13 protein-coding genes and 1 pseudogene are annotated in these 13,969 nt (G+C 69.8%); 5 read left to right on the top strand and 9 right to left on the bottom strand.

The features are described from left to right. The first annotated feature begins 302 nt into the window (after positions 1–302). Both QSK05_RS25620 and QSK05_RS25615 read left to right on the top strand, forming a co-directional pair. The gene (locus tag QSK05_RS25620; protein WP_285599874.1) at positions 303–1,187 is read left to right on the top strand and encodes an ABC transporter ATP-binding protein; all 885 of its coding nucleotides are present in this window, start codon (positions 303–305) and stop codon (positions 1,185–1,187) included. Positions 1,188–1,221: 34 nt separating this feature from the next. After that, the gene (locus QSK05_RS25615) at positions 1,222–1,950 is read left to right on the top strand and encodes a hypothetical protein (RefSeq protein ID WP_285599873.1); all 729 of its coding nucleotides are present in this window, start codon (positions 1,222–1,224) and stop codon (positions 1,948–1,950) included. A gap of 24 nt (positions 1,951–1,974) precedes the next feature. Here the strand turns inward: QSK05_RS25615 and kal are convergent, their stop codons facing one another. The 6 genes and pseudogenes from kal to QSK05_RS25585 all read right to left on the bottom strand — a co-directional run bounded on the left by kal (position 1,975) and on the right by QSK05_RS25585 (position 8,632). Beyond that, positions 1,975–2,448, bottom strand: coding sequence for a 3-aminobutyryl-CoA ammonia lyase (kal, locus tag QSK05_RS25610; protein ID WP_285599872.1), 474 nt, complete (start codon positions 2,446–2,448; stop codon positions 1,975–1,977). Beyond that, complete coding sequence (gene kamE / locus QSK05_RS25605; RefSeq protein ID WP_285599871.1) at positions 2,435–3,202, bottom strand: lysine 5,6-aminomutase subunit beta; 768 nt, start codon at positions 3,200–3,202, stop codon at positions 2,435–2,437. The genes kal and kamE overlap by 14 nt, the downstream gene beginning before the upstream one ends. Further along, a complete protein-coding gene (kamD, locus tag QSK05_RS25600; RefSeq protein WP_285599870.1) occupies positions 3,199–4,770 on the bottom strand; it encodes a lysine 5,6-aminomutase subunit alpha in 1,572 nt (523 codons plus the stop codon). The genes kamE and kamD overlap by 4 nt, the downstream gene beginning before the upstream one ends. An 84-nt stretch (positions 4,771–4,854) precedes the next feature. After that, positions 4,855–6,435, bottom strand: a complete 1,581-nt coding sequence (locus tag QSK05_RS25595) for an amidohydrolase (protein ID WP_285599869.1) — start codon at positions 6,433–6,435, stop codon at positions 4,855–4,857. Between the two features lie 72 nt (positions 6,436–6,507). Beyond that, positions 6,508–7,473, bottom strand: a pseudogene (locus tag QSK05_RS25590) (glycoside hydrolase domain-containing protein); the annotation flags it as partial. A gap of 37 nt (positions 7,474–7,510) precedes the next feature. Beyond that, a complete protein-coding gene (locus QSK05_RS25585) occupies positions 7,511–8,632 on the bottom strand; it encodes a hypothetical protein (RefSeq protein WP_285599868.1) in 1,122 nt (373 codons plus the stop codon). Between the two features lie 164 nt (positions 8,633–8,796). On the opposite strand from QSK05_RS25585, the gene QSK05_RS25580 reads away from it, so the two are divergent. Next, positions 8,797–9,351 carry a hypothetical protein gene (locus QSK05_RS25580; protein ID WP_285599867.1) on the top strand — a complete coding sequence of 185 codons (555 nt, stop codon included), beginning with the start codon at positions 8,797–8,799 and terminating at the stop codon, positions 9,349–9,351. 3 nt (positions 9,352–9,354) lie between these two features. On the opposite strand, the gene QSK05_RS25575 is transcribed toward QSK05_RS25580, so the two are convergent. Continuing rightward, positions 9,355–10,275, bottom strand: coding sequence for a 5'-3' exonuclease (locus tag QSK05_RS25575; RefSeq protein ID WP_352302597.1), 921 nt, complete (start codon positions 10,273–10,275; stop codon positions 9,355–9,357). Between the two features lie 199 nt (positions 10,276–10,474). Between QSK05_RS25575 and QSK05_RS25570 the strand changes: the two genes are divergently transcribed. Beyond that, a complete protein-coding gene (locus QSK05_RS25570; RefSeq protein WP_285599865.1) occupies positions 10,475–10,915 on the top strand; it encodes an Lrp/AsnC family transcriptional regulator in 441 nt (146 codons plus the stop codon). Here QSK05_RS25570 and QSK05_RS25565 read toward each other — a convergent pair. After that, positions 10,888–12,261, bottom strand: coding sequence for a KamA family radical SAM protein (locus tag QSK05_RS25565; protein ID WP_352302594.1), 1,374 nt, complete (start codon positions 12,259–12,261; stop codon positions 10,888–10,890). The two genes, QSK05_RS25570 and QSK05_RS25565, sit on opposite strands and share 28 nt — an antisense overlap. A gap of 77 nt (positions 12,262–12,338) precedes the next feature. On the opposite strand from QSK05_RS25565, the gene kdd reads away from it, so the two are divergent. After that, positions 12,339–13,448, top strand: a complete 1,110-nt coding sequence (kdd, locus tag QSK05_RS25560) for an L-erythro-3,5-diaminohexanoate dehydrogenase (protein WP_352302591.1) — start codon at positions 12,339–12,341, stop codon at positions 13,446–13,448. Here kdd and QSK05_RS25555 read toward each other — a convergent pair. Further along, a complete protein-coding gene (locus QSK05_RS25555; RefSeq protein ID WP_285599862.1) occupies positions 13,425–13,850 on the bottom strand; it encodes a superinfection immunity protein in 426 nt (141 codons plus the stop codon). The genes kdd and QSK05_RS25555 overlap by 24 nt on opposite strands. Positions 13,851–13,969: the final 119 nt, after the last annotated feature.

The following is a 13,969-nucleotide window of genomic DNA, read 5'->3' as shown; positions in this document are numbered from 1 at the left end:
ATCGTCCGTCCGGGCCGGGTCACCACCACCGTTCCCGGTGCAGGAAGCGACGCGAAAACCCGGATGCGACCCGAGCCGCCCCGTCGGGTGTCCGGCCAACGCGGGCCCGCGGCATTCGGGCGGCCGTGGCGATCACCACATCCCGGTCGGCCCGAGCGCCGGAAAAAGCTGGCACCCTGTGTAACTTTTGCCCCACTTCAACCCGATCGGGGCGCTGGGGCGCCACTTTCATCCGATGAAGGAGCGACAGTCTGACCATCAGTGCCCGCCGGCTGAACAAGGAGTTCAACGGCGTCCACGCGGTGCGCAACCTGTCGTTCGAGGTACGCCCCGGTGTCGTCACCGGCTTCCTCGGCCCCAACGGGGCCGGTAAGTCCACCACCATGCGCCTCATGCTGCGACTGGTTCGCGGCAGTGGGTCCACTACGTTCGGCGGTCGCCAGATACATCAGCTGAGGCATCCCTCCCGCACGGTCGGAGCCATGCTCGACCCGACGGCACACCATCCCGGCCGCACCGCCTGGGCCCACATCCACATGCTGGCCGCGGCGGCCGGTGCGAGCAATCGCCGGGTCGACGAGGTGATCGATCTGGTGGGGCTCAGCGATGTCGCCCGGCAGCGCAGCGGCGAGTTCTCCCTGGGCATGCAACAGCGCCTGGCCCTGGCCGCGGCCCTGGTCGGCGACCCGGAGTACCTCATTCTCGACGAGCCGGCGAACGGCCTCGACCCCCAGGGCATCCGCTGGTTGCGCGACTTCCTCACCTCGCTCACGGCGCAGGGCCGAACGGTGCTGTTGTCGTCGCACCAACTCGCCGAGATGGCACAGACCGCAGACGAAGTCATCGTGCTCGGCCGAGGCCAGATCATCACTCAGGGTCGGCTGGGCGACTTCGTCGAGAGGTTCACACACCGCTACGTGGTGATGCGCTCACCTCACCTCCAGCACCTGGCCGAATGCCTCCGGGCCAACCACATCGGCCCGGTCGAGCCGCACGGGCCCGACGGGCTGGTCGTCACCGGGAGAGCCGGCCTGGAAGAACTCGGCGAACTCGCAGCTCACTACGGCATCACCCTGCACGAACTCTCGTCCCACACCTCCTCGCTGGAGGACGCGTTCCTCGAGGCCACCGCGGCCGACTCCGTCTTCACCGCCGGGGCAGGACGTTCCCACCCCGAGATTCCATAACTGACGAACGATCGACGAGGGACGAGCAGCGAACGTGGGCAACACCGTACGGATGGAGGCGCGGCGGATATTCAGTCTGCCGCCGCTGCGGATCCTCGTTCCCCTCGCCGTCCTGGCCGGCACAGTCGCGGCCCTCTTCGTCATCGCGACCGAGTCCTCGGGAGATCTGGAGACCGGGGCCGCGACGGCGGCCCTCACCGGAGCCGGCTCCGCGTCGCTGCTCCCGTTCGTCGGCCTACCGGTCATGCTGATCGGGGTCGTCTCCGTTCTCGAGGAAACCCGCTACCACCTGGCCACGGTCCTTCTCCTCGTGGAGCCCCGGCGGGGACGCCTGGCCCTGGCCCGCCTGGTCGTCCTGGCCGCTCTCAGCACCGCGGTCGGCCTCACCCAGACGGCACTGGCCTTCGGGGCGGCGCTCGCCCTGGGCCGTCCCGTCCCGGTCGGCCTGATCCCCTCCGTCCTCACCCATCACCTCCTCGCCCTGATCCTGCTCTGCTGGGCGGGTGCCGCTCTGGGCTGGCTCACGAGTACCGCCGCCATCCCCGCCGGTCTGCTCCTGCTCGACTCCCTGCTGGTGGAGCCCCTGTTCGCCCTGGCGGCGGCCACGTACTCGCCGGGCGCGGAGTCGCTCTCGGGGTTCCTGCTCTTCTCGGCCGCCCGCGACGCGACCAGCGGTGATCCTGGCGGCCTCGTGGTGGCCACCGCCTACACCCTGGCGCTGCTCACCGCAGCGGCCGCCCGGATCGGTACCCGCGACTACTGAGGCGGGCCCGGGCCCGGCGGGCCCTCAGGGCACCACCACCGTCCCCCGGGCCCGGATCGCCACGATCGGTTCCGGCAGCACCTGTGACGCGGAGATCCCCAGATCGGGACGAAGGCGGCACAGGACGACGGCGGTGAAGTCGATCTCCCGGGAGCGCCGGCCGACCCGGGTCACCGTGCCCGTGGTCTGCAACACATCCCCGGCCCGGATCGGCCCGAGGAACTGGATGTCCGCGTACGAGGCGAACAGGCCCTCGTCCCCGTCGGTGCGGATGCAGATCTCGGTGGCCACATCGCCGAAGCAGGCCAGGCCGAACGCGCCGTCCACCAGGTCACCGGCGTAGTGGGCGTGGGCCGCCGAGACGTATCGCTGGTGGACGACCACCAGACCCAGTCGCGGATCGGCACCTTCGCGGTCGTCCCCCACCGGGCCACCCCGAAGACGGGCGTTCCCCGCCCGCGTGCGCACCTCGTCCTCAATGCGCTCACTGTCGGTCATGCTTCGCCCCTCTCGCCGGCACCAGCGCATGGGCCAGGTACGACGCCACCTCGCCCGGGGTGGTGCCCCGCCCGAAGATCCGGTCGACCCCCAGGGCCGTGGCCGCACCCTCGTCGAAACGCGGCCCACCGGCCACCAGCAACGGCCGGCGCCCGGCCGGGTAGGCCTCGGAGAAGGCCGCGGCCACCTCCCGGGTGGTGGTCAGGTGCGCATCCTTCTGCGTGACCACCTGGGAGATCAGCACAGCGTCGGCCCGCTCGGCCCGGGCCCGTTCCACCAGCTGCGGCACGGCCACCTGGGCGCCGAGATTCACCACCCGCATCTCGCGGTAGTACTCCAGGCCTTTCTCCCCGGCGAAGCCCTTGATGTTCAGGATCGCGTCGATGCCCACCGTGTGGGCGTCCGTGCCGACGCAGGCCCCCAGCACCACCAGCTTGCGGCGCAGACCCTGGCGGATGCCCGCGTTCACGTCTTTCGGTGTCAGCAAGGGGTAATCGCGTTCGGTCACGGTGACCGCGGAGAGATCGACCAGGTGCCGCACCGGGCCGTAGACCACGAAGAAGGTGTGCTCCGGCCCCAGCGCCTTGGAGTGCACCACCATCGCCGGCTCGATCCCCATCGAGCCCGCCAGCTGGGCCGCGGCCCCCTCGGCCAGCTTCCCGGCGGCCACCGGCAGGGTGAACGACACCTGCACCATCCCGTCACCGGTGGTGTCGCCGTAGGGCCGCACCAGGCGCTCGTCCCCCGCGCTCACTGATCTGCCTCCAACGCCTCGATGGCCGGATTGAGATACCCTTCGGCCCTTTTCACCACACCGTCCAGACCCCGCCCGCCGTCGGCCGGCCGTTTCATCCCGGCGAACGTGCCGTGACCGATCGCCGTGAGCAGCCCCTCGTCCACCATCGACTCCAGCAGCCCGACCGCCTCACCCAGCACCTCGCGGGCCCGGGTCGCGATGAAACCGTCCGGCGGGGGCCGGAAATCCTCAGTCAGTCCGGAACACGCGTCGAGCACGTAGCGCACGTTGTCGAGCGCCAGGTCGCGGTCGCTCAGCCAGGGCGTCACCACCGCCTCGGTCATCATCCCGACCAGCAGAATGCCTTGCCCCGTGAGCACTCCCGCGAGATTGAAGAAACCGTCGAGCAGGTAGCCGCGAAACACGTCGCCGGTCATGTGCCGGGTCGGGGGCATCCACTTCAGCGGGGCCGCCGGGAACAACGTGCGGGCCAGCAGGGCATGCGCCAGTTCCAGCCGGAACGACTGCGGCACAGCGGGATCGATCTCGAACGCGTGCCCCAGACCGATCAGCTCGTCGGGCAGGCCGGCCTCTTTCGCGAAGAACTCGTTGAGCAGCTGCGACACCGTCACGGTGTGCGCCGCCTCGACCGCATCGGCCGTGGTCAGATAGTTGTCTTCCCCGGTGTTGATGACAATGCCCGCCCGGGCGTGGATCTGACGGCTGAACCGCTGGTCGACGAACGTGCGCACCGGGTTGATGTCGCGAAAGAGGATGCCGTACATCGAGTCGTTGAGCATCATGTCGAGCCGCTCCAGGCCCGCGAGCGCCGCGATCTCCGGCATGCACAGGCCGGACGCGTAGTTCGTCAGCCGCACGTACCGGCCCAGCTCACGGCTCACCTCGTCGAGCGCGGCGCGCATCAGCCGAAAGTTCTCGCCGGTGGCGTAGGTTCCGGCGTACCCCTCGCGGGTCGCCCCCTCGGGCACGTAGTCGAGCAGGCTCTGCCCGGTCGAGCGGATCACCGCGATCACATCGGCCCCGGCCCGCGCGGCGGCGCAGGCCTGCGGGATGTCCTCGTAGATGTCGCCCGTGGCCACGATCAGGTAGATCCACGGTCGGCGGGGCGCGTCACCGTGGCGCCGGATCATGCGCTCGCGCTGTTTCCGGCTGGCGTCGATGCGTTTGATCCCGGTGCCGACGGCCTTGCGGGCCGCCGACCGGGCCCGCACCAGGTCACGACCGGCGGGGATCCGGAACCCGCCCCCACCGGTGGACGCCTTCTGCGCCAGGGTGAGGAGGTCGGGCGCCTGCCCGCGCACGAGCGCGTCCCAGACCGGAAGAGCCACACCGTGTTCCAGCCCGACCTCGCTGCGGACCGCGTCGACCAGCCGGTTCACCCAGGGCACGCGCTCGCTGTCGGCGCCCTCCAGGCCGGCCAGGCGCACCGTGGCCCGCTCGACGGAGACCGTGGTGTGGGTGGTGGCGAGCTGCACGATCGGGCGCCCGGCTCTGCGGGCCAGGGTCCGGGCCCGGCGGACCTGGGCAGGATCCAGGCGAATCAGCGCACTCTGGCTCGTTTCCACGGAAGAATCATCGCATCGAGGGTCCTTTTCAGGAAGACTTACAGCCGTTCCGATGAGGCTCGGGTCCCTCGCACGCATTCAGCGTCATCGGCGGGTGAGCACCAGCTCCGGCACCGGGTCACCGCCGTAGAGTTCCTCGGCCAGCACGGCCAGCGTGACCGGTTCGGCCGATGCGTTCGCCACCCGGATGCCCGGTGACGTCCAGGCGGTGAACTCGGCCCGGTCGCCCTCACCCAGCCGGACGGTCGCCGGCCCCGGGCGGCGGGCGGCCCGGCGCCCGCCCAGGGTGTGCGCCTCGATCGCGGTGCGCAGGTCGAGGCGCTGGGCCCGGTTGTGGTGGCGCAGTGCCGCCCGCACGCCCTCCCAGGGCGCGAACGGCGTCACCGGGCTGTCCGATCCGAAGGCCAGGTCGACACCGGCCCGCAGCATCGACAGGAACGGGTTCAGGGCCAGGGCCCGGTCGATGCCCAGACGTTTCGCGTACATCTGGCCGTACCCGCCCCAGAACGCGTCGAAGGCCGGCTGCACGCTGGCGATCACCTCGAGGTCGGCCAGGGTCCGGATGTCGTGCGCGCCGATGCCCTCGACGTGCTCGAGACGGTGCCCCGCCGCGGCGATCGCATCGTCCCCCAACTGCTCCGCCGCCTGCCGCAGCCCCTGCACCAGCTCGGCGACCGCCTGGTCGCCGATGACGTGGAAGCCGCCCTGCACACCGGCTCGGGTGCAGGCCACGAGATGGTCGCGGACCTGGTCGGCGGTGGCGTAGAGATATCCGCGGTGATCGTGCGCGTCCTCGTAATCGGCGAGCAGCCCGGCCGTGCGGGACCCGAACGCGCCATCCATCATCAGGTCGCCCGCCAGCCCGGCCAGCCGGCCGCCGAACCGGGCCAGCACCTCACGGGCCTCCTGCTCGGTCGCGACCAGTTCACCGCGGTAGGCGACGATGTCCGCCGTTCCCGGTTCCGCCAGATCCAGCAGGGCCAGAAGGTCCTCGTCCGGGGCGATGTGCGGGGCCGACATCTCGTGCAGCTCGACGATCCCCCGGTCCGCCGCGTGCCGCAGGGCGAGCAGCTGCAGCTCCCGCCGCTCGGGGGCGGGGATCGCGAACCGGGTCGTGTGCCGCGCGGCGTGGTGGGCGTCGCGCTCGATCCGGCCACCTTCCTGCCAGCCCTCGAGCCCTCGCAGTCCGGCCTGGTCGGCCAGGGCGCCGGAGACAACGGCCGAGTGCACGTCCACCCGGGACAGGTACACCACCGCCCCACCACTGGCGTTGTCGAGCTCCTGCGCCGTCGGCGGCCGCCCCTCGGCCAGGTTCAGCTCGTCCCAGCCGTGTCCCAGCACCTGCCGCCCGGGCCGACGGCGGGCCAGATCGGCCACCCGGTCGAGAATCTCGGTGACCGAGCGGGCACCCGAGCAGTCCACCCCGGCGAGCAACAGGCCGGTGTCGGTGACGTGCACGTGCGCGTCCACGAAACCCGGCAGCAGCAGGGCCCCGTTCAGGTCGACCACCTCGTCGGCCCCGTCGGCCCCGTCCGCCGCCGCGCCCTCGGGCGTGATCCGGGCGATGACACCGTCGCGCACCAGCACCTCCCACCGGCGCGGCAACTCGTCGAGGAGGCCGGGGGGCTCCGGCAACTGGGCGCGTCGGTAGAGGGTCGAACTCACGGGGTCAGTGTGGCGTATGCGACGGTCGGGCGGTCACCCTCACGGCCTACGAGGATGACCGCCCGGCCCGGGTCAGCTCACCGCGACATCGAAGATGTGCATGATGCCCTTGTCGGTGCTCTCCGGCAGCGTCACCGACGCGACCGTCCGGGCGGGATCGAGAGCGACCGGCGCGGAGGCGAAGACGCGGAACGTGCCGGTGCCCGCCGTGCCGTTGACGTTGCTGCGGCCGGTCAGGGTGACCGCCGCTCGCTCCCCCGCCGCCGGGCTCGCGGCCCAGTCGCTGAGGGAGAACGGGACGTCCTGGGTCGTGCCGTCCGTGTAGGTCACCACGGCCGTGCCCTTCGCCGGGCCGTTGGTGGACAGGCCGAGGAACGACAGCGCGCCCTGTCCGGTCACGGCGATCTTCTGGCCGTGCGGAATCCAGTTGTCCGGTTCCCCCGGTCCCGAGGCGGGCCAGGTGAAGTCGCCCACCGCGGACCCCGGCGTGACACCCGCCGCGGCCAGCGAGTCACGCGACAGGGACCAGTCGCTGAGGTCGATCGAGCCGAGGTTGCCCTGGCCGTCCGGGGTGGTGCCCACGCTGTTGGGGGCGTTCGATCCCTCGGTGTAGGAGGGGGGAACATCGGAGGCACCAGTGCCCCAGGTACCCGCGGTCGCCGTCATGGTGAAGTCGAGGGTTCCCCCGGCCTGGGCGAAAGAGCTGTCCAGCCAGGACTTCGACCGGGCCTTGCCGTTGACCTCCAGGCCGTTGACGTACGTGGCCCCCCGGGCCACGCCGGAGGCGTTGATCTTGATCTTCCGGGAGACACCGACCGGGTCGATGACGATCCGGTCGAACATCGGCGCGCTGACCACCAGGTCACCGGTGCCGTAGATGGCCGGGTACAGGCCGATGTTCGCCCAGACGTACCAGGCACTCAGCGCACCCTGGTCGTCATTGCCGGGCAGTCCGCTCGGCGTGGTGTCGTACATCTGCTCGACAGCCCGGTAGAGGACATCCGTGGTCTTCGAGGGTGCCTGCAGCCAGTTGTAGACCCAGGGTGTTCCGAAAGCCGGCTGGTTGGAGAGGTAGTTACCGGTCTGGGTGTAGGCCCCGGCCGCCCTCGGCGTCCACCGTCCCGAGCGCCTCCTTCCACGCCTTCTTCGCGTCTGCCCGCACGTCGTTGAAACCGTCGTCCCCGACCTCGGTCTCACTGTTGAGAGCCGCGTTCTCGACACTCACGTAACTGAACCCGGTCGTGGCGACGACCTTGGCGCCCTGCGCAAAGGTCAGCCAGGCGCCGGTGTCGTGCCGGTAGTCGACCCCCACGTCCTCACTACTCTTCACCGCGTGCGTGGAACCGGCCGTCATCGTGTCGTCGGTCCAGGTGCCGTACGCGGCGAAGTCGTGGTCGTACGTGGTGGAGAAGTACGCCTTGTAGTAGTTGCCGTTGTCGCAGACGTCGACGCCGTACATCCAGCCCGAGACCGTGCGGGTCGCCGGGTCGATCGTCACCTCACTGCCGAAGGTGCGGTTGTTCGGGCCGGAGACGTCGAGAATGAGGGACGAGCTACCGCTCTTGGGGAAGTCGTAGCGACTCACGGCGGTGCGGGTGGAGGAGGTCATCTCCGCCTCCACCCCGTTGTCGAGCTTCACGCCGTAGTAGCCGGGCTGGGAGGTCTCGTTGTCGTGGCGGAACGGCAGGTAGTAGTCCTTGATGTTGCTCGCGGGGCTCTTCGGTAGCACGCCCCCGGTCAGCTCGCCCGCGTACGGGATCGTCGGGAACTCGTACCCACCGAACCGGCCCGTGCACCCCGTCCCCTCGTACCGGGTGAGACCGAAACCCCGGATCAGCGAGGCGGTGTACTCGTACCCGCCCTTCTGGCTGACGTTGGGGTTGCTCTCCCCCCAGGTCGTCGGGCTGGGCTGCACCATGCCGAACGGCACGCTCGCGCCCGGGTAGATGTTGCCGTAGGCGTCGTTGCTCTTGTTCTGCGACGTGTCCAGCTCGGTGCCGATGAACTGGTTCACCGCGTCGAAGGCCGAGATCTCGGCGGCGTGAGCGGTGGTCGGTGCCAGAGGCGCCAGCAGACCGACAGGGGTCAGGCAGACGGCGAGTGCGACGGCGGGGAGCCGGACGTGCCAGGAACTCCACGAAGACGTGCGATTCCTTACATATAAGGACAGATGTGGCGGCGTTACTGTTTCCCCCACGAACCGTCCTGACATGGCGATCACCCGACCGGGCGGGGTACTGAAGATCAATTTCCGGTGCGACGGTGGGTGGTCTTTCGCGGATAGGCTGGTTGTCGACCGACCCTTGAGATCAGGGCAGTGGCGCGCTGATCCGGATTCGCCGATCTGAGCGGAGTCTTCTGGTGATCGAAACCGGGCGCGCCGAGCGCAGTCTCAACGTCACCCGGCGGGCCTCGGGCGCGCTGCTGGGAGAGACGTCCGAAGCCCTGCAAGAGGCTGCGGGTAATCTGCTGGACAAGGCCGTCGCGCGGCTGCAAGAGGGCGACGAAGTCCGGGCCCGCGCCCTCGTGGAACGGGCACTGCACCTGCCCTACGACGAGTTCGAGAAGATCCGGCCGGCCGTCTGGTGGCTCGAGCTGGAGGTGTCGACGCAGTTCAGCGACGAGGTCGAGCTCGCCGCCGAGGGAGATTCGGGCTGGCTCGCGCGGGCCGAGCTCCTGCTGTCCGAGGCCTCCGAGCCGATGGTGGCGGCGGTTGTCCGGGCCGCCCTGAACGACATCGGCTCGGAATTCCGCCTGCCCCAGCGCGAGTCCCGGTGGCTGAACCGGCTGATCGCCGGTGAGCCCTTCGGCCGGGAGCCGCTCAGCGAGATCGACGACATCGATGAACTCACCGTGGCCGTGCTCGGGGTGCTGCGGATGCTCAACCGGCAGGCCGAGCTCTTCGCCGAGGGCTGAGTGCTACCGGGCAGCCTTCGTCATCGCCTGCACCACCCGCGAAACACTGCTGGACACACCCCATTTCTCCGCGAACGCCAGGAGTGCGTCGTGGTCGGGCGGGGTGTCGGGCAGGGCGTCGTCCAGACCCGGGATCGGTGCGTCGGGGGCGACCGTGACCACGGCCGGGGCGGCGTCGAGATAGGCGGAGGCCTCGACGATCTTCTTGCGCTGGCCGGGTGAGAGGTCCGACGCCGGATCGGCCGCGGCCGCACGCAACGCGCTCAGGGTGCCGAACCGGTTGAGCATGCTCGCGGCGGTCTTCTCCCCGATGCCGGCGACGCCGGGCAGACCGTCGCTCGGGTCTCCGCGCAGCGTGGCCATCTCGGCGTACATCTGCCCGGTACCGACCCCGTACTTACCCGAAAGCCATTCCTGATCGACGATCTCGAGCCGCCGCACACCCCTGCCGACGTAGAGCACCCGCACTCGGGCCGCGTCGTTAGCCAACTGGAACAGATCGCGGTCGCCGGTCACCACGTCCACCAGACCCTGGCCCCCGGCGACCTGCCGGGCCGTGAGGGTGCCGATCACGTCGTCCGCCTCGTACCCGGCGGCACCGGCCCGGCAGATGCCGAGCAGTGACAGCGCCTCGATGATCAGCGGCACCTGGGGCGTGAGCAGGTCGGGCACCTCTTCCTCGTTGGTGCGCGGATTCGCCACCCGGTGCGCCTTGTACGAGGGGATCGCCTCGACCCGGAACGCCGGGCGCCAGTCCTCGTCCCAGCAGGCCACCAGGCGGCGCGGCCCCCGCATCGTGACCAGGTAGGCCACCGAGTCCAGGAACCCCCGCACCGCATTCACGACCGTGCCGTCGGGAGCGGTGAACGTGTCGGGCACGCCGTGGAACGACCGGAAGTAGAGCGACGCGGCGTCGAGCAGCATCAGCTCGGGGCGGGGGTCGGGAAAGGTGACGGGCACGGGAACGATCCTGCCAGGTCCAGGTAGGTCCCGGCTGGTCCAGGCAGGTCCGGCCGGGCAACCGCGCACGCAACTGGTACATCGGAGTGACGCTCTGCGACGTGGTGACATCGCAGAGCAAACGCTGTGCCACCTGTAACTTCCGGCCTGTAACGTTCGCCGGATGGAGGAGATCGACCGACAGATTTTACGGCTGCTTTCCCAGGACGGCCGGATGAGTTTCACTGATCTGGGCCGCGCGACGGGTTTGTCCACATCTGCGGTACACCAGCGGGTCCGGCGCCTTGAACAGCGTGGCATCATCCGGGGCTATACGGCGGTGGTGCAGTCCGAATCGGTGGACCTTCCGCTCACCGCGTTCGTCTCGGTGACTCCGCTCGACCACGCGGCGCCCGACGACGTTCCCGAGCGGCTCGTGCCGATCAGCGAGATCGAGGCCTGTTACTCGGTGGCCGGCGACGAGAACTACTTGCTCAAGGTGCGGGTGGCCACGCCGGCCGCCCTGGAGGGCCTGCTCGCCCGGATCCGCGCGGTGGCCGCTGTGCGCACCCGGACGACGATCGTGCTGTCCACCCCCTACGAGGCGCGGCCCCTCTCCATCTGATCGCCCCACCACCTCTGGCCGGCGGTGGGCAGGGTGTCGATCGGGTCGTAGTAGACGTAGTCGCCGGTGCCCGGGTCGTCGCAGGTCTCGATGGACGTGCGGTAGTTCTTCGTCCAGGTGCTGATACCGCGCACCGGGTCGTAGCTCTCGGCCTGGTGCACCCAGCGCTTACCGACGAACGGAACGTCACAGACGATGCGGGGCGTGGCGAAACCGGGTAGATAGCCCATGATCGCGTGCTGGAGTTCCTGGGCCCGGGACAGTGGCAGCCGCCAGTGTTCCGAGGCCGGGATCATGTCGCACATGTAGAAGTAGTACGGCGTGATCATGGCCTCGTCGAGCAGGGCGAAGCTGAGGTCGAGCAACTGCCCGGGTGCGTCGTTCACCCCGCGCAGCAGGACCCCCTGATTGCGGACGTCCCGCACGCCGGCCTCCAGCAGGGCCTTCGCCGCCGCAGCGACCGCCGGGGTCAGCGAGTTCACCGTGTTCACGTGCGTGTGGACCGCCAGGCTCACCCCCTGCCGCCGGGCCCGGACCGCCACCCGATGCATCCCCTCCAGCACGTCGGGCTGCAGCCAGTGCTGGGGCAGTCCCATCAGTGCCTTGGTGGCCAGCCGGATGTCGCGGATCGACTCGATCTGGAGCAGCTGGTCCAGGAACGACTCCAATTGCCGCCACGGAACGTTCGCGACGTCTCCCCCGGAGACCACGACGTCCCTGATCTGTGGGTGCCCCCGCAGGTAGTCGATCATGGCCGCGTACCGGTCGACCGGCTTGCCGGCCAGCTTCAGCTTCGTCACGGACGGGGTGGACGTGCCGACGAGGTCCATCCGGGTGCAGTGCCCGCAGTACTGCGGGCAGGTGGGGACGAGCTCGGCCAGCACCTTCGTCGGGTAACGGTGGGTGAGCCCCTCAGCCACCCACATGTCGTGCTCGTGCAGCGAATCCCGGCTCGCCCGGGGGTGGCTCGGCCAGTGGGCCAGGCGGTCACTGGCCACCGGGAGCATGTAGCGGCGCACCGGGTCGGTGAACATGGAGGACGACGTGGTCACGTCGGTCAGCATGGTGTTCAGCATCTGGGGCGGGAGCAGCATCGACATCGTGGCGTGGTCCTGCTGATCCTGGGCCAGGTCGGCGTAGAACTCCTCCGGCACCAGATCACCCAGCACCTCGTGCAGCTGCTTGACCGACTTCACGCAGTGCGAACGTTGCCACTGGGCGCTCGAGAACTCCTGCGCCGACACCGTGCGCCACCCCGGAAACCGCGTCCAGTCGGGCTCGACCAGTTCACGGCGCCGGTACTCGTAAGGCTGCACCGTTCGGCCGGCCGAAGATTTTGACGCCATGAGTTCCGCCACGCCTTGAGAATAAGCAAGAATTTCCTCTCTGAGGAGAGTTCTACGGGAGGATTTTCAGCATGCCGATGTTCGCAGCAGGGCCGCACTCGCCACTGGGACTGCACCGCGTGCTCACCCCGGAGGGAGTTCTGCCACAGGCCGCATGGCGACTCGACCCCTCCGGGCCACTCGCCCCGGACGAGGTCCACATCGACGTCGAGCGGCTGAATCTCGACGCGGCCAGCTTCCGGCAGCTCCTGGAGGAGCACGGCGACGGCGCCGCGGTGCGTGAGGCCGTGCGCTCGATCGTCGGCGAGCGCGGGAAGATGCACAATCCGGTCACCGGCTCGGGCGGCATGCTGATCGGGACGGTGGCACAGGTGGGCCCGGACTCGCCCCTGGGTCTCGTCGTGGGTCAGAAGGTCGCGACGCTGGTGTCGCTGACCTGCACACCGCTGGTGCTGGACGATCTGGATGCCTGGGACGGACTCTCGGAGCAGGTGCCGTGCTCGGGCCGGGCGATCCTGTTCGGCCGCTCGATCGCCGCGGTGCTGCCCGATGACCTGCCCGCCGCGCAGGCCCTGGCGGTCTTCGACGTGTGCGGGGCACCGTCGCTGACGGCCCGGGTGGTGGCTTCAACGGCCGGGCCGGGGATGACGATCGGGTACCCGTCACGGGAGAGCGGCGGCTCCCGTGCCCTCCCGAAAACGAGCGTGGTGTGCGTGATCGGGGCGGCCGGCAAGAGTGGCAGCCTGTCCCTGGCCGCGGCCCGGTCGGCCGGGGCCACTCACCGGATCGGCGTGGTGCGGTCGGTCGAGGAACGCGAAACCCTGCTCGCCGCAAACCGTCTCGATGCCCAGCCGCTGGCCACCGCGGTGGTGGTGGCCGACGCCCGCAATCCGGTTCAGGTGGCCGAGAAGGTTCGCGCCGCAGGCGGTCCGGCCGATGTCACGGTGGTCTGCGTCGATGTTCCGGGCTGCGAGCACGGCGCGGTGCTGGCCACGGCCGAGCGGGGCACGATCATCTTCTTCTCGATGGCCACCTCGTTCAGCGCGGCGGCGCTCGGGGCCGAGGCGCTGGCCGCCGACATCACGATGCTCGTCGGGAACGGCTACTCGGCCGGGCACGCCGAGCTGGCACTCACGGAGTTTCGCGGATCGCCGGGGGTGCGCTCACTGTTCGCGGGGCGGCTGTGAGGGCGGCTGCCCCGGGTTTCCGGACGGGCCGAACGAGGGGGGCGGCGGCTGGTACGACGCCTGGATCGGATACTGCTGGTGCTGCTGAGGCGGGTACGGCTGGCCCTGCGGGTTCTGGGGATGCTGCGGGTTCTGGGGATGCTGCGGGTACGGCGGCGGAAACTGCTGGAACTGCTGGTTGATCGCCGGCTGGGGCTGAACGAAGGCCCACACCAGCGCGCCCACCCAGCCGATCATGGTCCAGCCGAGCAGGAAGTTCAGAACGCCGATGGCCATGATCTGCGGGTGTTTGCGCAGGACCGCGACGATGAGCGGAACGAAGTAGAGCACGAAGCCCACCCCGAAGAAGAGCAGCAGGAGAATCCCGCCGACCGCTCCCGCACCAGAACTGTCCGACTCCATGATGTACCGCTTCCCCCCGGCCAGATCCGGCGCAACCCCCGGACATGATCACCATCGTGCCCGGGCCGGACCGGCCGGGCGGTGCACTTGACCCGCCCGGCCGATAAGTCCGCAGTTAG

Source organism: Kineosporia sp. NBRC 101731, assembly GCF_030269305.1.
Lineage (GTDB): Bacteria > Actinomycetota > Actinomycetes > Actinomycetales > Kineosporiaceae > Kineosporia.
The sequence above is the reverse complement of the archived record's forward strand: the minus strand, read 5'-3'. Positions and strand labels throughout refer to the sequence as shown.